Origin of the sequence: Klebsiella sp. 141161 (assembly GCF_050600815.1) — a bacterium.
Lineage (GTDB): Bacteria > Pseudomonadota > Gammaproteobacteria > Enterobacterales > Enterobacteriaceae > Klebsiella > Klebsiella aerogenes.
The window spans coordinates 50,140-68,485 of record NZ_JAQIRN010000006.1; the positions used below are offsets into that span (position 1 = coordinate 50,140).

At 57.2% G+C, this 18,346-nt stretch carries 18 protein-coding genes; 6 read left to right on the forward strand and 12 right to left on the reverse strand.

Features of this window, described 5'->3' with window-relative positions; all coding sequences use genetic code 11:
• Positions 1 to 6: 6 nt before the first annotated feature.
• The 8 genes from hpaX to PGR79_RS16310 form a co-directional block, all read right to left on the reverse strand.
• Positions 7 to 1,365 carry a 4-hydroxyphenylacetate permease gene (gene hpaX / locus PGR79_RS16275; RefSeq protein WP_411325768.1) on the reverse strand — a complete coding sequence of 453 codons (1,359 nt, stop codon included), beginning with the start codon at positions 1,363 to 1,365 and terminating at the stop codon, positions 7 to 9.
• A gap of 21 nt (positions 1,366 to 1,386) precedes the next feature.
• Entirely contained in the window at positions 1,387 to 2,184 is a 798-nt protein-coding gene (gene hpaI, locus PGR79_RS16280) for a 4-hydroxy-2-oxoheptanedioate aldolase (RefSeq protein WP_213759903.1), read from the reverse strand.
• Between the two features lie 10 nt (positions 2,185 to 2,194).
• Positions 2,195 to 2,998, reverse strand: coding sequence for a 2-oxo-hept-4-ene-1,7-dioate hydratase (gene hpaH, locus PGR79_RS16285; protein ID WP_002887487.1), 804 nt, complete (start codon positions 2,996 to 2,998; stop codon positions 2,195 to 2,197).
• A 137-nt stretch (positions 2,999 to 3,135) separates the two neighbouring features.
• Positions 3,136 to 3,516 (reverse strand): 5-carboxymethyl-2-hydroxymuconate Delta-isomerase, encoded by a 381-nt coding sequence (locus PGR79_RS16290; RefSeq protein ID WP_015368431.1) that lies wholly within the window; start codon positions 3,514 to 3,516, stop codon positions 3,136 to 3,138.
• A 9-nt stretch (positions 3,517 to 3,525) separates the two neighbouring features.
• Positions 3,526 to 4,383 (reverse strand): 3,4-dihydroxyphenylacetate 2,3-dioxygenase, encoded by an 858-nt coding sequence (hpaD, locus tag PGR79_RS16295; protein WP_009485358.1) that lies wholly within the window; start codon positions 4,381 to 4,383, stop codon positions 3,526 to 3,528.
• A gap of 1 nt (position 4,384) precedes the next feature.
• Positions 4,385 to 5,851, reverse strand: coding sequence for a 5-carboxymethyl-2-hydroxymuconate semialdehyde dehydrogenase (hpaE, locus tag PGR79_RS16300; protein ID WP_430922058.1), 1,467 nt, complete (start codon positions 5,849 to 5,851; stop codon positions 4,385 to 4,387).
• On the reverse strand, positions 5,848 to 6,612 hold the full coding sequence (locus PGR79_RS16305; protein WP_020079698.1) for a fumarylacetoacetate hydrolase family protein: 765 nt from the start codon (positions 6,610 to 6,612) through the stop codon (positions 5,848 to 5,850). The genes hpaE and PGR79_RS16305 overlap by 4 nt, the downstream gene beginning before the upstream one ends.
• The gene (locus PGR79_RS16310; protein WP_015704295.1) at positions 6,609 to 7,241 is read right to left on the reverse strand and encodes a fumarylacetoacetate hydrolase family protein; all 633 of its coding nucleotides are present in this window, start codon (positions 7,239 to 7,241) and stop codon (positions 6,609 to 6,611) included. The genes PGR79_RS16305 and PGR79_RS16310 overlap by 4 nt, the downstream gene beginning before the upstream one ends.
• A 287-nt stretch (positions 7,242 to 7,528) precedes the next feature.
• Here PGR79_RS16310 and hpaR point away from each other — a divergent pair, with 287 nt between their 5' ends.
• On the forward strand, positions 7,529 to 7,963 hold the full coding sequence (gene hpaR, locus PGR79_RS16315; protein WP_271031600.1) for a homoprotocatechuate degradation operon regulator HpaR: 435 nt from the start codon (positions 7,529 to 7,531) through the stop codon (positions 7,961 to 7,963).
• A gap of 104 nt (positions 7,964 to 8,067) precedes the next feature.
• Here the strand turns inward: hpaR and PGR79_RS16320 are convergent, their stop codons facing one another.
• Together PGR79_RS16320 and PGR79_RS16325 are read right to left on the reverse strand one after the other, a co-directional pair.
• A complete protein-coding gene (locus PGR79_RS16320) occupies positions 8,068 to 9,429 on the reverse strand; it encodes an MFS transporter (RefSeq protein ID WP_113374537.1) in 1,362 nt (453 codons plus the stop codon).
• Positions 9,430 to 9,608: 179 nt separating this feature from the next.
• Complete coding sequence (locus PGR79_RS16325; RefSeq protein ID WP_113374538.1) at positions 9,609 to 10,523, reverse strand: GntR family transcriptional regulator; 915 nt, start codon at positions 10,521 to 10,523, stop codon at positions 9,609 to 9,611.
• Between the two features lie 139 nt (positions 10,524 to 10,662).
• Here PGR79_RS16325 and PGR79_RS16330 point away from each other — a divergent pair, with 139 nt between their 5' ends.
• Together PGR79_RS16330 and PGR79_RS16335 are read left to right on the forward strand one after the other, a co-directional pair.
• A complete protein-coding gene (locus PGR79_RS16330; RefSeq protein ID WP_113374577.1) occupies positions 10,663 to 11,685 on the forward strand; it encodes a zinc-binding alcohol dehydrogenase family protein in 1,023 nt (340 codons plus the stop codon).
• Positions 11,686 to 11,696: 11 nt separating this feature from the next.
• On the forward strand, positions 11,697 to 13,142 hold the full coding sequence (locus PGR79_RS16335; RefSeq protein WP_113374539.1) for a tagaturonate reductase: 1,446 nt from the start codon (positions 11,697 to 11,699) through the stop codon (positions 13,140 to 13,142).
• A 258-nt stretch (positions 13,143 to 13,400) separates the two neighbouring features.
• Here PGR79_RS16335 and PGR79_RS16340 read toward each other — a convergent pair whose 3' ends face one another.
• Positions 13,401 to 14,621, reverse strand: a complete 1,221-nt coding sequence (locus PGR79_RS16340) for an amino acid deaminase (RefSeq protein ID WP_113374540.1) — start codon at positions 14,619 to 14,621, stop codon at positions 13,401 to 13,403.
• 43 nt (positions 14,622 to 14,664) lie between these two features.
• Positions 14,665 to 14,844 (reverse strand): hypothetical protein, encoded by a 180-nt coding sequence (locus PGR79_RS16345; RefSeq protein WP_113374541.1) that lies wholly within the window; start codon positions 14,842 to 14,844, stop codon positions 14,665 to 14,667.
• Here PGR79_RS16345 and PGR79_RS16350 point away from each other — a divergent pair.
• The 3 genes from PGR79_RS16350 to PGR79_RS16360 all read left to right on the forward strand — a co-directional run bounded on the left by PGR79_RS16350 (position 14,822) and on the right by PGR79_RS16360 (position 18,338).
• The gene (locus tag PGR79_RS16350; RefSeq protein WP_113374542.1) at positions 14,822 to 16,261 is read left to right on the forward strand and encodes a D-aminoacylase; all 1,440 of its coding nucleotides are present in this window, start codon (positions 14,822 to 14,824) and stop codon (positions 16,259 to 16,261) included. The genes PGR79_RS16345 and PGR79_RS16350 overlap by 23 nt on opposite strands.
• 10 nt (positions 16,262 to 16,271) lie before the next feature.
• Positions 16,272 to 16,664: a RidA family protein gene (locus tag PGR79_RS16355; RefSeq protein WP_015368415.1), complete on the forward strand. Its 393-nt coding sequence runs from the start codon at positions 16,272 to 16,274 to the stop codon at positions 16,662 to 16,664.
• Between the two features lie 186 nt (positions 16,665 to 16,850).
• Complete coding sequence (locus PGR79_RS16360; RefSeq protein ID WP_045358907.1) at positions 16,851 to 18,338, forward strand: sodium:solute symporter family protein; 1,488 nt, start codon at positions 16,851 to 16,853, stop codon at positions 18,336 to 18,338.
• The last annotated feature ends 8 nt before the right edge of the window (positions 18,339 to 18,346 follow it).

Sequence of the window (18,346 nt, forward strand, 5' to 3'; positions counted from 1 at the left end):
CGCTCCTTAGTGGCCTTTTTGCGCCGCTAAGCCCGGCGCGGCGGCAGCGTCCTCACGCTGGCTCATCGGAATGCGGGTGAGCACCAGCGCGCCGACGATCAGCAGCCCGGCGACAAACCACAGCCCGGAGCTAAAGCTGCCGGTGGTATCGCGCAAAATGCCGATCAAAAGCGGGCTGACGGCAGAGCCGACGTTGCCGATGGCGTTGATCACCGCCAGCGCTACCGCGCGCGACTGCAGGCTGATCACCCGATCCGGGGTGGTCCAGAAAATGGCCATCGCGGTAAAAGATCCCACCGAAGCCATAATAATGCCGATCAGCTGGATCAGACTGTGGTGCGTTGCCGAAGCCAGCAGCCAACCCGCCGCGGCGAACAGGTAGGGCAGGATGGTATGCATCTTGCGCTCTTTGCGCCGGTCGGAGCGGCGGCTCCACCAGATCATGCCGAAAATGGTGCAGAACTGCGGGATCGCCGCCAGCAGGCCAATCATGATGTTGCTACTGCCGGTGTTGAAGCTCTGCAGGATCTGCGGCGTCCAGATATTAATGGCGCTGAGGGTATTGGTCAGGCAGAAGTAGGCGAGGGTATACATCAGCACCGCTGGCGTCAGTACTTCGCGCAGCGTGGAGCGCGGCGAAGCCGGGACGATCGCCGCATGTTCCCGCTCGCGATCGATCATCGCCTTCAGCGCCTGTTTCTCTTCGTTGTCCAGCCAGTTGGCTTTATCCGGCGTGTCGTTGAGGAAGAACCAGGTGACGACGCCGAGCACCACCGACGGCAGGCCTTCCAGCAGAAACAGCCACTGCCAGCCCTTCAGGTTCCACAGGCCGTCGAGCGCCAGAATATAGCCGGAAAGTATCGAGCCGAGCATCATGGTCACCGGCATGGCGATCATAAACAGGGCGTTGGCGCGGGCGCGATGGTAGGCCGGGAACCACCAGGTCAGATAGACGAGGATCCCCGGCAGAAAACCGGCCTCGGCGATGCCGACCAGCATGCGCAGGATGTATAGCGTATGCGGGCTGGTAGCGAACATGGTACAGGTCGAGGCGATCCCCCAGACCACCATGATCCCGGCGATCCAACGGCGCGCGCCAACTTTCGCCAGCATGATATTGCTGGGGATCCCGCACAGCACGTAGGTGACGTAGAACAGCGTCGCCGCCAGGCCGAACATGGTGGAGGTCAGGCCGAGATCTTTACCCATCGTCAGGCCGGCGAAGCCGATATTAATTCGATCCAAAAATGAGAAAACAAAGAGAACAAACAGGAAGGTGATCAGGCGGCGGAACAGCTTTTTGATCACCCGGTTTTCTACTTCAATGGATTTATTATCATTGTGTTGCAGGGTAGAGGTAGTCATGTTGCGCTCCACATTATCCGTTCAATAGACGGATTTATTGTTATCGGTTGTGGTGGTTGCGGTGTGGGTAAAACGGGCCGCCAGCGCTTCTGCGCCGCGGGCCAGCAGGGTGGTATCGACGCCGACGGCGACGAACAGCGCGCCCAGTTCAAGATAGCGTTTCGCCAGCTGTTCATTGGCCATCAGGATCCCCGGCGCCTTACCGGCCTGACGGATTTGCTGGATGGCATCTTCAATGGCGGCCTGCACTTCCGGGTGTTGTGGGTTGCCGCCGTGGCCCATATCAGCGCTCAGATCCGCCGGGCCGATAAACACGCCATCCACCCCTTCGACATCGAGGATCTGCGGCAAATTTTTCAGCGCTTCGCGGGTCTCAATCTGTACCAGTACGCACATGGCGTCATTGGCCTGGTGGATATAATCAGGGACGCGATTCCAACGCGAGGCGCGGGCCAGCGCGCTGCCGACACCGCGGATGCCGGCAGGCGGGTAGCGGGTGGCTCTGACCGCCAGCCGCGCTTCTTCGGCGTTCTGCACCATTGGCACCAGCAGGGTTTGCGCGCCGACGTCCAGCAGTTGTTTAATTTGTACCGGATCGTTCCACGACGGACGCACCACCGGCTGGCTGGGGTAGGGCGCGATGGCCTGAAGCTGGGTCAGCACCGTTTGTACATTGTTGGGCGCGTGTTCGCCGTCGATAAGCAGCCAGTCGAAGCCCGCGCCGGCCAGCAGTTCGGCGCTGTAGCTGCTGCACAGCCCGAGCCACAGGCCGATTTGCGGACGCCCGGCCTTGAGCGCCTCTTTAAATGCGTTGTTCATGTTGCTCTCCTCAAACAAAGCGGCAGCTGATGGCGCCCATGTTGCCGTAGTCGACGTGGAAGGTATCGCCCTTGCGCGCCGGGACCGGGCGGGTGAAGGAGCCGCCGAGGATAATCTGCCCGGCTTCGAGCTGGACATCGTACGGCGCCAGCTTGTTGGCCAGCCAGGCCACGCCGTTGGCCGGATGATTAAGCACGCCCGCGGCGACGCCGGTCTCTTCAATCACGCCGTTGCGATACAGCAGGGCGGAGATCCAGCGCAGGTCGAGCTCGTCCGGTTTAATCGGCCGGCCGCCGAGGATCACCCCGGCGTTGGCGGCGTTGTCGGAGATGGTGTCGAACACTTTACGCGGACGCTGGGTTTCCGGGTCGATGTTGTGGCAACGCGCGTCGATAAGCTCAAGCGCCGGGATAACGTAGTCGGTAGCGTTGTAGACATCAAACAGCGTGCAGTTCGGGCCGCGCAGCGGTTTGGCCAGCACGAAGGCCAGCTCGACTTCGATACGCGGCACGATAAAGCGGTCGGTGGGAATATCGCTGCCGTCGTGGAAGAACATATCATCGAGCAGCGCGCCGTAGTCCGGCTCGCTGATCTGCGAACTGGCCTGCATCGCTTTAGAGGTCAGGCCGATCTTATGGCCTTTGAGCACGCGGCCTTCGGCGATCTTCATTTCGACCCATTCGCGCTGGACGGCGTAGGCGTCTTCAATGGTGATCGACGGATAATCCAGCGAGATCGCGCGGATCTGTTCACGCTGTTTTTCGGCCTGGTTCAGCCGCTGGGCAATCAGGGTTCGGGTCTGTTTATCGAGCATAGTGATTCCTGTGGCATTACCGGAAATGTGCACAATCGAGTAGCCCGGGCGAGGCGTTTACGCCGACCCCGGGGTGGCCCGGAGCAAACCCCGGCGTCGCGTTGCTCGGCCGGGCTACCTGCTTGAGCCTCGATGTATTATTTAAATAACGCGTGCACGTTGTTTTGTTTGTAGTTCAGCGTCGGGTCGAGCTCTTCCATGGCGAACGACAGTGCTAGATAGCGGCTCTCCATCAGCGCGGCAAAGTGGGCTTTAATCAGCGCGAACAGCATTTCCCCCACCTCCTGACGGCTCTCAAGGCTGCGCCCGGCACCGATCTTCAGGGTCATATGCACGAAGGCGTAATCATGCTTGCCGTCGGCCATCTGCCAGGTATCGAGCCAGTGGGCGCGGCTACGAATACCGCCAATCGGAAAGATGCCGGTGGCGGCCAGCGCCTCGTTGACTTTGGCGAACAGGCCCGGTAAATCAGCCTGTTCGCGGATATTGTCGCTACACTCGGCGATAAAATGCGGCATATGGCCTCCTTACGCCTGCGCCGGCAGCGGGAACACGGCGTTCACCTGGCCGGTACCGGAACTGGCGAATAGCTCGGTGATAAACTCCACCTTGCCGTCGTATTTATCCCAACCCAGCAGGCCGAGCAGCATCACCGTGTCGTGCATGTTGCCTTCGCCGTAGCAGTAGTCGGCGTACTCCGGCAGCATGGTGCAAAACTCTTTGAATTTGCCTTCGCGCCACAGTTTCACCACGCGCTCATCCATCTGATGATCAAACTCGCGGGTATAGCTGTTCATCCCCTCTTCGGCGCGCTGGTCGTCGATAAAGCGATGCGACAGCGAACCGCTGGCCAGCACCGCCACGGTGCCGTCATATTTGTCGATGGCCTTGAGGATGGCCTCGCCCAGCTTGCGGCTGTCGGCAAAATCGTGAACGGTACAGAAGGCGGAAATGGATACCACTTTGAAATGCTTATCGCTATTCATGTAGCGCATCGGCACCAGGGTGCCGTACTCCAGCTTCAGGCTCGGAATATTGTGCGCTTTGGCGCGTACGCCAAGCTTGACGGCCTCGTCGGCAATCAGGTGGCCCAGCTCCGGGTTGCCGTCGTAGTCGTAGGTCATGTCGCGAATAAAATGCGGCAGTTCGTTACTGGTGTAGACGCCCTGAAAATGGTCGGCACAGTTGATGTGATAGGCGCTGTTGACCAGCCAGTGGGTATCGAACACGATGATGGTATCGACGCCCATTTCACGGCAGCGCTTGCCAATTTCTTTATGCCCGTCGATCGCGCCCTGACGGCAGCCGTGGTTTTTCCCCGGCAGCTCAGACAGATACATCGACGGCACGTGAGTGATTTTTGCTGCTAACGCTAACTTACCCATATCAGACTCCCCATTTCGGGATCGGATGGTCGCCCATCGAGATGCAGACGTTCTTCATTTCGGCGAACACTTCAAAGCTGTACTCGCCGCCTTCGCGGCCGGTGCCGGAGGCCTTCACGCCGCCGAACGGCTGACGCAGGTCGCGCACGTTCTGGGTGTTGACGAACACCATTCCGGCTTCAATACCGCGCGCCAGGCGCAGCACTTTGCTGACGTCCTGGGTCCAGATGTACGACGCCAGACCGTATTCCACATCGTTGGCCAGACGCAGCCCTTCCGCTTCGTCTTTGAACGGCAGCAGGCAGGCGACCGGGCCAAAAATCTCTTCCTGGGCGACGCGCATGCGGTTGTCGACATCCGCCAGTACCGTCGGGCGCAGGAAGTTGCCGGATTTCAGATGCGCCGGCAGGTCGGACGGTTTATCCGCGCCGCCGGCCAGCAGGGTGGCGCCCTCTTCGATGCCGAGGCGAATGTAGCCGGACACTTTCTCCCAGTGCTGTTTGCTAATCAGCGCGCCGACCTGGGTATTCGGATCGGTCGGTTCGCCTACGCGCAGGCGGTTGGCGCGCTCGGCGAAACGCTTAACGAACTCCGGATAAATACTCTGCTGAATGAAAATGCGCGAACCGGCGGTGCAGCGTTCGCCGTTGATCGAGAAGATAGTGAACAGCGCGGCGTCGAGCGCGCGCTCAATATCGGCGTCTTCAAAAATCAGCACCGGCGATTTTCCGCCGAGCTCCATGGAGTACTTTTTCAGGCCGGCGTTCTTCATGATGTTGCGCCCGGTGGCGGTGCCACCGGTGAAGGAGACGGCGCGCACATCATGATGGCGTACCAGCGCGTCGCCAGCGGTGGCGCCATAGCCCTGCACCACGTTGAGCACGCCTGCCGGGATCCCGGCCTCCAGCGCCAGCTCGCCCAGACGATCGGCGGTCAGCGGCGACAGTTCGGACATTTTCAGCACCGCGGTATTCCCCAGCGCCAGGCACGGCGCCACCTTCCAGGTGGCGGTCATAAACGGCACATTCCACGGCGACACCAGTGCGCAGACGCCAACCGGCTGCACGAGGGTGTAGTTAAGCATCTTGTCGTCGACCGGATAGGTCTTGCCGTTCATCTGCTGGCACACTTCGGCGAAAAATTCGAAGTTATGCGACGCCCGCGGGATCAGCACGTTTTTGGTCTGGTGGATCGGCAGGCCGGTATCGGCGGTTTCCATCGCCGCGATCTCCGGGACGTTCTGATCGATCAGATCCCCCAGGCGGCGCATCAGGCGCGCGCGCTCTTTCATCGGCAGGTTAGCCCACTTCGGGAAGGCCTCTTTCGCCGCCGCTACCGCCTGGTTGATTTCGGCTTCACCGCCGGAGGCGACTTCAGCCAGTACCTCGCCGGTGGCCGGGTTGGTGGTATGAAAATAGTCTGCGCCGGCAACGTTTTTACCGTTGATCCAATGGTTAATCTTTTTCATGACAGTGTCTCCTCATACGCTTGCTGGCTGATGATATGGTTGACCAGGCGGCCCACGCCCTCGACTTCAACGATCACCTCGTCGCCCGGCACCACATCGGATAGCCCTTTCGGCGTGCCGGTGGCGATCATGTCGCCCGGTTGCAGGGTCATAAATTCGCTTAAATAAGCGATGAGAAACGGGATGCTGAAGATCAGATCGGCGGTGGTGCCCTGCTGGCGCAGTTCGCCGTTGACCCAGGTGCGCAGGGCCAGATTATGCGGGTCCGGGATCGCCTCTTTGGCGACGATCCACGGGCCGATCGGCGTCAGGGTATCGCGGCTTTTCACCCGCAGGTTCGGGCGGTAGTAGTTTTCCAGATAGTCGCGGATCGCGTAGTCGTTGCACACGGTATAGCCAGCGACATAATCCATAGCCTCGGCTTCGCTGACGCGGCGCGCGGTTTTCCCGATCACCACCACCAGTTCGGCTTCGTAGTGCATGTATTCGACGTTATCCGGGCGTACCGACTGCTGCTGGTGGCCAATAAAGGTGTTCGGCGCTTTGATGAACACCAAAGGTTCGGTTGGCGGTTTAAACTCCAGCTCGCTGGCGTGATCGGCGTAATTCAGCCCCAGCGCGAACAGCGTGCCGTCGGCGGGCGGCAGCCAGCGGAATTCACCTTCTTTCAATACCGTGCCATCGTGCAGGCGCACCTGGTCGCGTTCATCGACCAGCACGTCGCGTACCTGTCCTTGCCATTCAATGCGTGCCTGTTTCATGCCAGCTCTCCTTCTGCGACAACCGGGTTTTCGAGCGCCGGGAAACCGTCGGCGAGAATACGTACGCGGTCGCCGGGGCGCAGCGTAACGCGAGAGTGGGGCGTGCCGATAAGGATCGCGTCGCCGGGATTGAGGGTGGCGAACTCGCTCAAGGCGCTAAGCAGCTGCGCGGCGTTACGCTGCAGATCGCCGGTATGCCAGCTATCCGCCTCGCGGCCGTTGATTTCGGTGATGATGGTCAGGTTATCGACGTTGCGCACCGCCGACAGCGCGCCGATGGGGCAGAAGCCATCGCGGCATTTGGCTTTGATCGCCGGGCGATAAAAACTTTCTTCCGGCAGGCTAACGTCGTTAGCCAGCGCGTAGCCGGCGATATAGTGCGCCGCCTCTTCCGCCGCCACTTTACGCGCGGTTTTGCCGACAATCAGCGCCACCGTCGCGCCGCTTTGTACGGTCTCGCCCTGCGGATGGGGAATGGCTTCGCCATCGCCAATCACGGTATTACGGGGTTTGATGAACCAGACCGCGGTTTTCGGCGGCGTCTTGTAGGGGGCCTGTTGAAACGCTTCGCGCCAGGCGTCGAGCTGGCTGCGATGATTGAGCGCAACGGCGAAGATGGTACCTTTCATTCACCACTCCTCTGGTACTGATTATCGATTCGAAGGGATTTCATTAATATGTTAATGATCATCTTTTATTCTTTGCGCGCCGGTTTGGCAAATAGAAGTGAATGTTTTGTGATCGGATTAACACAATATTTACATGTTTTTTATTTATATCTTATATATCAATTACATATATTTATTTTTGATAGCGACTGGTACTTTTCAGGTGCAGAAACCGGTTGTACATGGCAGGATTAGGGCCAATTATTAAATTGTTAATAAGTTTTGGTGAGCGTTGTTGAGGGGATACCATGCATGATTCATTAACCATTGCGCTGCTGCAGGCGCGAGAAGCGGCGATGGGCCATTTCCGGCCGATCGTTAAACGCCACAATCTGACCGAACAGCAGTGGCGTATCGTGCGTATCCTTGCGGAAAACCCGTCGATGGATTTTCACGACCTGGCCTGGCGCGCCTGCATTCTGCGCCCCAGCCTGACCGGTATTTTGACGCGCATGGAGCGCGACGGTTTAGTACTGCGTTTAAAGCCGGTCAACGATCAGCGCAAGCTCTACCTGTCGCTGACGCCCGCAGGGCTGGCGCTGTATGAGAGCGCCCAGGCGCAGGTGGAAGAGGCCTACCGGCAGATAGAAGCGCAGTTTACGGCGGAGAAGATGCGCCAGTTGACCACGCTGCTGGAGGAGTTTATTGCGCTGAGTAATGGCGCGGGGGAAGAGGAGTCATAAGAGACCCCATAGGCAGAACAATGTCCGGACTGATGCGCCATTGGCCTTAAAGCGGATTAAGATGGTGGGATTTTAATGCCCTGCCGTCAGCAGGGCTATAAGGTTTAGCTGTTACGCGGGTCGCTAATCGGCTGGCGAACCAGGAAAATGTAGGCCAGCGCGCCGAGTGCGGTCACGCAACCGCAGATAATCAGCGCCAGCTGGAATGAGTGGGTAGTATCGACGATAAATCCTGTCACCACCGGCGCGAAGGACGCGCAGATAAAGCTGGCGAAGTTCTGGATGCTGCCGACGGAAGCGGTCATCCTTGACGCCACGGCAACGTGAATTAACCCCCAGCAGGAAGTCCCGGCAAAGTGGATGCAGAACAGCGCCATACCGATTAACAGCACCGCGGCTATTGATGTTGTGGCCTGTGGTACGACGAGCGTAAACGCGGCGGAGCAGAACATTCCGGCAATAATGCAAATTTTGCGGCTTTTAATTGGCACCATACCGCCTTTGACCAGCCAATCGGTGACGTAGCCGTTGATGAGCATACCGGCGGCACCGAACAGGAAAGGGATGGCGGCCATAAAACCGGTGCTTTTCAGATCGAGGTTGTACGCCGTTTGCAGATAACCCGGAAGCCAGGCGAGATACAGCCACGCGGTATAGTTGATGCCGCTGAAGCCGAGCATCATTCCCCACATGGTCTTGTTTTTGAACAGGCTGCGCCATTCGGCAAAGCTTAGCGGGTCACGGCGAACGTTGACGCTTCCGGCGTTCAGGTAGGCCTGCTCGTCGGCGGTGAGGTTAATATCCTCCCGGTTGCGATAGAGCATATACCAGCCGATAGCGACGAATATCCCCAGCACGCCGATAGTGATAAACATCCCGCGCCAGCCCATCATTAGCATCATCGCGGCCAAAATCGGTGGGCTGATGGCGACGCCAATGGTTGAGGCGGCGTTAAAGAAACCCATCGGACGTCCGCGTTCTTTAATATTAAACCAGTCGTTGATCACCTTGACGCCGCAAGGGTTCATCGGCGCTTCACCGATCCCCATGCCGATACGTACCAGGACGAACTGGGTAAAACTGTGGACCATCCCTGAGACCGCCTGAAACAGCGACCAGAAAAACATGCCCAGCCCCAGCATGATGCGTGGACCTTTGCGGTCCAGCAGCGGCCCACAGGGAAGCTGCGCGATACCGTAGGCCAGAGAGAAGACTGACAGCAGCGCGCCGATTTCGGTGGCGCTGAGCCCTAACTCTTCGCGGATGGTTAAGTTAGCGACGGATAATGAACTTCTGTCGAGATAGTTAATGACCGCCGCCAGAAATAGTAGAATCATTGCCGTTGTCTGAATTGTTTTAATCCGAGCACTACGTTGTAATGTATTATCTAACGGAACTGAAATCGTCTCCGCTTTCCTTTCTTCAAAGGTTGTCTGCGGGTCGATGGCTATATTTCTTTGTTCCACGCCTGACTCCTGGCTATTCTATTTGAACGACAAGTGACATCGAATGGTTTAAACACCACCCACATATTTCACAGTAAAGTAAGTCGACTTGTTTTCAGCATAAATAACCTTTTTTATCGTATCGGATTACGTTTTTAGATTTGTGCTGCTGATAATCATTTTCTGTTTTTAATCGGTACTTAATAAAGCGGGGACGCATTCTGCTTAAGGGAGTTAATCATTGATTGCTTGGCGGAGTTCAGGTGGTTACGCAGCGCCAGGTTGGCGTCGAGGTCACTGCGGCAGATAAGCGCGCTAAGAATGGTCATATGTTCGTCAATGGCGATGATATTTCGCTGTTTAAGATCGCTTTCATCCCACTGATAGTGAAAGTGGAAGATAACTGAAATAATCTCAAGTGATTGATTAAAAAATATATTGTCGGCAGCGGAGAGTAATAATGTATGAAAATCACGATCGAGCTGCGAGAACATACGAAAACTGTCGCCGATGCTGTCTCTTAGGGCGCGATGTCGCTCAAGCAGGGTTCTTGCCTGCAGCCAGCGGGTGTCGTTGTCCGGTAGGTTGAGGAAGTGCTGGAGCGCGTGGGTTTCCAACATCTCCCGCAGCTCAAACAGCTGTTCCGCCCAGGATTGCTCAAACTTCTTCATGCTCCACTGGCCGCGCTTTTCACTTTCAATCAGGTTATAACGGCTGAATTTCAATAAAAACTCTCTGACCACCACCGGGCTGACGCCCGCGGCCCGCGCCAGCTGTAGCTCGGAAAACATTTCTCCGGCACGCAGCTGGCGCTGGTTGATCATAGTGAAAAACGCCTGCTCGAAGATGCGGTTCTGTTCGACCAGTGAGGCGCTGGAACCCTCGAAGCCGTCCCGCATTTCGGGCAGCCGGAGGATCTGGTAATCCTGATTGACCCGACTTAGCACGCCGCGTTCGCATAAGTGGCCGAGGATATGGCGTACGGTGGTGCGGCTGATGTTGTACATCTCAGCCAACGCGCTTTGTGAGGGCAGCGGCGAGGGGATAAATCCGCGGGCCATATCGTTAATGACCTGGTTAATCACGTTGTGGCGAAGGTTTTGTGAACGGCTCATGGTGGTTTTTTTCCTTTTTGGATATTAAAACCGGATTTAAAACAGTTTTGTGCGCGGAGTTTCACAATTTTTGCAATGACTTTATCCTGGATTGTTTTTTTCATCGATATCTAAGCCAACAAATACGGAGGCAATAATGATGACGTCGATGAATACTTTAGTGTGTCAGGAACCTAAAAAATTTAGTTGGGAAAAACGCCAGATCCCAATTCCGGGTGATGATGAAGTTCTGATTAAAATAAAAACGGTGGGTATTTGTGGGACGGATATTCATGCATGGGGCGGTAATCAACCCTTTTTTAGCTACCCGCGAGTACTCGGTCATGAAATATGCGGTGAGATAATTGGCTTAGGTAAAAATATTCTTAACCTGAAAAGCGGTCAGCAGGTCGCCGTCATTCCTTACGTGGCGTGTCGTCAGTGTCCGGCTTGTCTGAGTGGGCGGACAAACTGCTGCGAGAAGATTTCCGTGATTGGCGTACATCGCGATGGCGGATTTAGCGAATACCTCAGCGTTCCGGTAAAAAATCTGCTGGTGGTGGATGATGTTGACCCTGAGGCCGTAGCGCTGATTGAGCCGTTCGCCATTAGCGCCCACGCGGTGCGTCGCGCGGCTATTCAGCCAGATGATCAGGTGCTGGTGGTTGGCGCGGGACCGATTGGACTGGGTGCGGCGGCGATCGCTAAAGCTGACGGGGCGCACGTGGTGGTGGCGGATACCAGCCCGGCTCGACGCGATCATGTGGCGCAGCATCTTGGCCTGACCACTCTCGATCCCTCGGATCCGCAGTTTACCGACCAGTTGTGTGAGACGTTTGGCGGCTCTCTGGCGCAGAAAGTGATCGACGCGACGGGGAACCAGCATGCCATGAATAACACCGTAAATTTAATTCGCCACGGCGGCAGCATTGTTTTTGTCGGCCTGTTTAAAGGCGAACTGCAGTTCTCAGATCCGGAGTTTCATAAGAAAGAGACGACCATGATGGGTAGCCGCAATGCGACGGAAGAGGATTTCGCCAAAGTCGGGCGGCTGATGGCCGAAGGGAAAGTGACCGCCAGGATGATGCTGACCCACCGTTACGATTTTAAATCGTTGGCTGATATCTACGAAAGCGAAGTCATTAACAATCGCCAACTGATCAAAGGCGTCATTCATTTTTAGCAGGGAAGGCCATGAAAACGTTAAACAGAAAAGATTTTCCCGGGCCGCAGTACCCAACGCGCGTGATTCAGTTCGGCGAGGGTAATTTCCTGCGGGCCTTTATTGACTGGCAGCTGGATCTGTTGAATGAGAAAACCGATCTGGCGGCAGGTGTGACCATTATTCGCCCGATCAACACCGAGTTTCCGCCGTCGTTAAATACTCAGGACGGGCTCTATACCACGGTGATTCGCGGGCTGGATGAGAGCGGCGAGGCGGTGAGCGAAGCGAGGATCGTTCGTTGTGTGAATCATGAGATCAATCCCTGGCAGGATTTTGCCGGTTATCTCGCGTTGGCGCGTAATCCGGATATTGAGTTTGTGTTTTCGAATACCACCGAAGCGGGCATTAGCTACCATGCCGGAGATCGGCCAGACGATATGCCACCGGTGAGCTTTCCGGCGAAGCTGACCCAGCTCCTGCTCGAACGGTTTCACCATTTCGACGGCGCAGCGGATAAGGGCTGGATGATGATTCCCTGCGAGCTGATTGATTATAACGGCGAGGCGCTGAAGGCGCTGGTGCTGCGCTATGCCGAAGAGTGGCAGTTGCCTGCGGCTTTTAGCGACTGGATTGAAACGGCCAATACCTTCTGTTCTACGCTGGTTGATCGCATCGTGACGGGCTACCCGCGCGATGAGGCGCAAAAGCTGGAAGCAGAGCTGGGCTATCACGATGCGTTTCTTGATACCGCCGAATACTTCTGGTTGTTCGTTATCCAGGGGCCGCAGGCGTTGGCGAAGAAACTGCGGCTCGACCGTTGCCCGCTTAATATTCATATCGTCGACGATATTCGGCCTTATAAAGAGCGCAAAGTCGCCATTCTCAATGGTGCGCACACTGCGCTGGTCCCCGTGGCGTGGTTGTGCGGCGTAGATACCGTTGGTGAAGCGATGCAGGACGAGGCCATTCGCCATTATGTGCAGCAAACCATCAGCGAAGAGATTATTCCGGCGCTTGATTTACCTGCCGACGAGTTACGGCAGTTTGCGGGTGCTGTCACCGGGCGCTTTCGTAATCCGTATATCCGTCATCAGTTGCTGTCTATCGCCCTGAATGGGATGACCAAATTCCGTACCCGGCTCCTGCCGCAGCTGCTGACGAATATTCGCCAGCATAGCGCGATTCCGCCGCGGCTAACGTTTGCTCTGGCGGCGCTTATCGCCTTCTATCGCGGCCAGCGGGAGGGGCAGATGTATCCACTACAGGATGATGAAGCCTGGTTAGCCCGCTTTGCCGAAGGGTGGGCGCAGGTGGCGAACGGTCGCCCATTACATGAACTGGTTGTGGAGGTTTTGCAGGATAAAGCGCATTGGGGTGAAGATCTGATGGCGATCCCCGGACTGGCTGAACAGGTTACGCGGTATCTGGAGGTGATCCTGACCGCAGGAATGCGCGAGGCCCTGACGCGGCTATAGTCGGTTTATTGTGTGGCGTCCGCGGGGACTGTTATCGGTTTGCAACTTTTTTAAGGGGTTTTCCCGGACGCGGCGCGTTGCGCCTTCTCCGGGCTACCAAATCGCAAAGCGCTGTAGCCCCGGTAAGCGGCAGCGCCACCGGGGGATTTTGAGATCACCAGCACCAGTAGTGTCAGCCAGCGTGGTGAAGAAATTAACGGCAGGTTGCACGGACCGTAGGCCGGGTAAGGCGCGAAGCGCCGCTACCCGGGATGCCTGTCAAAATAGCGTGTCGAGCTCGTCCAGCACGTTGTAGTCGTCATCGACCAGCAGCAGCGTCTTCCACTTATCAAAGGTCAGACACGGGTGCGAGGTGCCGAACAGCAGAATATCGCCGACCTGCACATCGCTGCCAGGCGCCAGGCGCAGCATGCAGTGTTGATCCATGATGCCGATACTGACGATCGACTCCGCGCGCAGCGCTAACTGCTGGCCGTTACGATAATGGGCGATCGGCTGCGGCAGCCCGGCGTCGAAAGCGCAGTCGCGCTTGCCGAAATTCACCACCGCGCGATCCGCCTCCGGTACCGATTGCACCATCGCCATCAGCTCCAGCGCTGAAGCGAGATCGCCGGCGAGATCGCAGGCAATTGGATCGCGGGCGATCAGCTCTTGTTGTGCGAGATCGTAGATCCCGCGATCGTGGGTGATATAACAGCCAGGGCGGATGACGATACGGCAGCGGCGCGGTTTTGCCGCCGCCAGCCAGATGTTGCACACCACGTCATACCAGACGGTGCCCGCGCCGGTGAGAATAAATTCGCCGTCAACCAGCGGCTCCATGCGGCAGGCAAGCGCCGCGGCCTGCTGTAATAGCGCTTCCACCTGCGGCTGCGGATCGTCGCCGTGCAGCACCCCTTCATACAATTCCAGCCCGCGTAGCCGTAACCCCGGCAGGTCGCTTACCCGCTGCGCCAGCGCCAGCGCGTCATCGACGCTACGACAGCCGCAGCGCCCGCCCGGCACGCCAAGTTCAATCAGCACATCCAGCGTTTGTCCTTGGGCGGCGAAAAACGCGGAAAGGGCGCGCACGTTGGCCTCGCTATCGACGCAGCAGATAAAATCCACTGCCCGATAGTGGGCTTTTAGCTGCGCGACCACCTGCATATTGGCCTTGCCGACCAGCTGATTGACCATCAGGACGCGTTGGATGCCGCTGGCCATTGCCGCGCTGGCCTGCCAGGCGCTGCCCACGCCGATCCCCCACGCTCCCGCTCGCTGCTGCGCCTGAAATATCCATGGCGTCATTGTCGTTTTACCATGCGGCGCCAGCGACACGCCGCGGGCGTCGGCATAGCGCTGCATCCATGAAATATTGTTTTCCAGCGCCGACTTTTTTAACAGCGCGGCGGGCAGACAGACCTCTTCCGCCAGCAGATTAGCCGGCGCGGACATGAGGGCGGATTTGTGCGGGATGAGCGGTGCTGAATGGTATTTCATAACACTATCCTTTCAGAGTTTATAATCGGTTAATCGCTGGGTATCATTTATAACTATTTGATAAATATATTTTTAATATAAAAATGTTATTCGATTTGAATAAAAGTATCACAAAATGATCTGGGTTTTGCGTAGTTTTCCACTGTTTTTTGCGCTTGTAAATGGTTAACTTATCGGCATGTCGAAAGGGAGTAATTGCTATGAAAGTTGACTGGCTTTTCAAAAACGTCACGGTGATCGACGGGAGCGGCGGGCCGCAATACCGTGCCGATGTGGCGGTGAAGGGCGACCGAATAATGGCTATCGCCCCGGCGCTGGACGTCGCGGCGGAGCAGGAAATTGAAGGCCAGGGGCGGGTACTGGCGCCGGGCTTTATTGATGTGCATACCCATGATGATATCAACGTTATCCGCATGCCAGAGTACTTGCCGAAGCTCAGCCAGGGGGTGACGACGGTGATCGTCGGCAACTGCGGGATCAGTGCGGCGACCGCTACCATGCGCGGGGAAGTGCCGGACCCGATGAATCTCCTCGGCGAGCAGCAGCACTTTATCTATCCCACCGTGGAGGCTTATGCCCATGCGGTGGAAGCGGCGCGGCCGTCGCTGAATGTCGGCACGTTAATCGGTCACACCGCGCTGCGCAATAACCATATGGACGATCTGTTTCGTCCGGCGAACGAGACGGAAATCGCCGGCATGCGCGTACAGCTACGCGATGCGCTGCGCCAGGGGGCGTTAGGTCTCAGTACCGGGCTGGCCTATGCCAGCGCTTTCCAGTCGACCACCGAAGAGGTGATGGCGCTGGCGGAAGAGCTGGCAGCCGGGAAGGGCGTCTATACCACCCATTTACGTTCAGAGTTTGAGCCGATTCTTGAGGCGCTGGACGAAGCCTTCCGTATCGGCCGCCACGGCAACGTGCCGGTGGTGGTTTCGCACCACAAGTGCGCCGGGGCGAAAAACTGGGGGCGTACCAAAGAGACGCTGGCGTTTTTCGATGAGATGCGCCAGCAGCAGGATATCGCCTGCGACTGTTATCCCTACTCCGCCAGCTCGTCGACGCTGGATATGAAACAGGTGACCGACGAGTTTGATATCGTGATCACCTGGTCCGAAGCGCAGCCGGAACAGGCGGGGAAAACGTTGCAGCAGATCGCCGATGAGTGGCAGGTGAGCCTGCACGACGCCGCGGCGCGGCTGATGCCGGCGGGCGCTATCTACTACAACATGGATGAGCAGGACGTACGGCGAGTGATGCGCTATCCGGTCACCATGATTGGCTCTGACGGGCTACCGAACGATCCGATGCCGCATCCGCGCCTGTGGGGCGCCTTCCCGCGGGTACTCGGCCACTATAGCCGCGACGAGCAGCTATTCCCGCTGACTACCGCGGTACACAAGATGACCGGGCTGTCGGCGGCCCGCTTCCAACTGGCGGATCGCGGGCTGGTGAAAATTGGCTACTTCGCCGACCTGGTGCTGTTTGACCCGCAGACGGTGCGCGATGTTGCTAGCTTCTCCGATCCGAAACGACCGGCGGACGGCATTGAGGCGGTGATGGTCAACGGCGTGATGAGCTACGGCAGTGATAAGAAAATTACCGGGCGGGCAGGGCGTTTCCTGCGCCGTCGGATGGACTAAGGAGTTGAATATGAGTATCAAACGTTATGGCGTAGAAGGCGGTACCGGAACCGGCGGTCAGCATCTGCCGTTCGCCCGCGCGGTGGAAGCCGGCGGCTGGCTGTACGTTTCCGGGCAGACGCCAATGAAAAATGGCGAAGTCGTAGAAGGCGGCATCGTCGAACAATCGCGGCTGGCGATCCAGAACTGCGTCGACATCATGAGCGAAGCCGGCTACGGCCTGGCGGACGTAGTGCACGTCAAAGTGATCCTCACCGACGCGCGCTATTTCCAGTCGTTCAATAAGGTATTTCGCGAGTTCTTTGGCGATAATCCGCCAGCGCGCATTTGCTGCGTGGCGGACCTGGTGGTGGATTGCAAAGTTGAAGTGGATGTGACCTGTTTTAACGCTGCGCGACAATAACGCTCGAAACCTAAAAATAAATCCCTCCCTTTCCGGGAGGGAGCATCAAAAAAGTGTGATATCGGCACCAGAGTGAATAAATAAATCGGTGCCACTGGGTTCGCTATGCCTTTTTTCAGGCATGGTTCCTGTTAACTCATAATATTCAGCGGCACGAATATTATTTATTACGTCTGGATGTGAGCCATGAATAATATGTCATTTATGATTTGGTTTTCCGTTTATGCCTGCGCGATGATTACCTTAGGTTGGTACGTTTCGCGCAAACAGAAAACCGGCGAAGACTTTTTACTTGGCGGCCGTTCGCTGCCGATGATCCTCACTCTCGGCTCGACGGTCGGCACCATGGTGGGCACCGGCTCCAGCGTCGGCGCCGTCGGCTTTGGCTACAGCAACGGCTGGGCCGGGATGCTTTACGGCCTCGGCGGCGCGGTGGGGATTCTGCTGGTGGCATGGTTATTCGCTCCGGTACGCAAACTTCGCTTCATGACCATGAGTGAAGAAATGTCGTATTACACCGGCGGCAGTAAAATAATTAAAAACCTCGTCGCGATACTTATTTTTATTGCTTCTATCGGCTGGCTGGGGGCGCATATATTAGGTGGCGGATTATATCTGGCGTGGGCCAGCGGCATTGATATTAATGTCGCAAAAATTATTATTGCGCTGGCTTTTGTGGTTTATGTCGGTATTGGCGGCTATTCCGCGGTGGTGTGGATCGATACCATTCAATCGATTGTACTGTTCGTCGGCTTTATTTTAATGGCGGTGCTGGCGGTTCATCACGTTGGCGGCTGGAGCCATATTCAGCAGGCCGTCGATCCGGCGGCGCAAAGCTTGTTCGCGGTCGATAAATTAGGCGTGTTGCCGGCGCTATCATTGGCGATGGTGATCGGCGTCGGCGTGCTGGCGACGCCTTCTTATCGTCAGCGTATTTACTCGGCGAAGACCGTCTCCTCGGTACGTCAGTCCTTCACGATTACCGGCCTGCTGTATCTGGGCTTCTCCTTCCTGCCGGCGATCATCGGTATGGCGGTATGGACCATGAACCCGCAGTTGGAAAACAGCGGCTTCGCCTTCTTATTTGCCACCCAGGTGCTGCCGCCGGTGCTGGCGATGGCGATCCTGATTGCCGGCATGTCGGCCAATATGTCTTCCGGTAGCTCTGATGCCATCGCCGCGGTGTCCATCATGCTGCGCGACCTCTACACCCTGGTGACCGGCCATATGCCCGCGCCGGAGAAAGCCATTCGCCTGTCGCGGATCTTCCTGGTTCTGGTGATTGCGCTGGCGCTGCTGTTTGCCCTGACCTCCAATGACATCATCAGCTATATCACCAAAATGATCTCGATGATTATGTCCGGCATGTTTATCTGCACCATGCTTGGCCGCTTCTGGAAACGCTTTAACTGGCAGGGCGCGGTCGCCGCGCTCGCCGGCGGCGCCGGAGCATCGGTTGCGGTGCTGGTGGATAGCGACTGGCTGGCGTTCTGGGGCAACCCGTGTATTCCGGCGGTACTGACGAGCCTGGTGGCTTCGGTTGTGGTGACGTTACTGACCCCGGCCAGCAGCATGAGCCGCGAGCAGGCGCTGGAGATGATTACCCACGAACGTGAAAGCCGCCCAACGCCACCGCCGTTGCCGATTGGCAAACGTCATACCTCACGCGGGTAAGGGGTAAT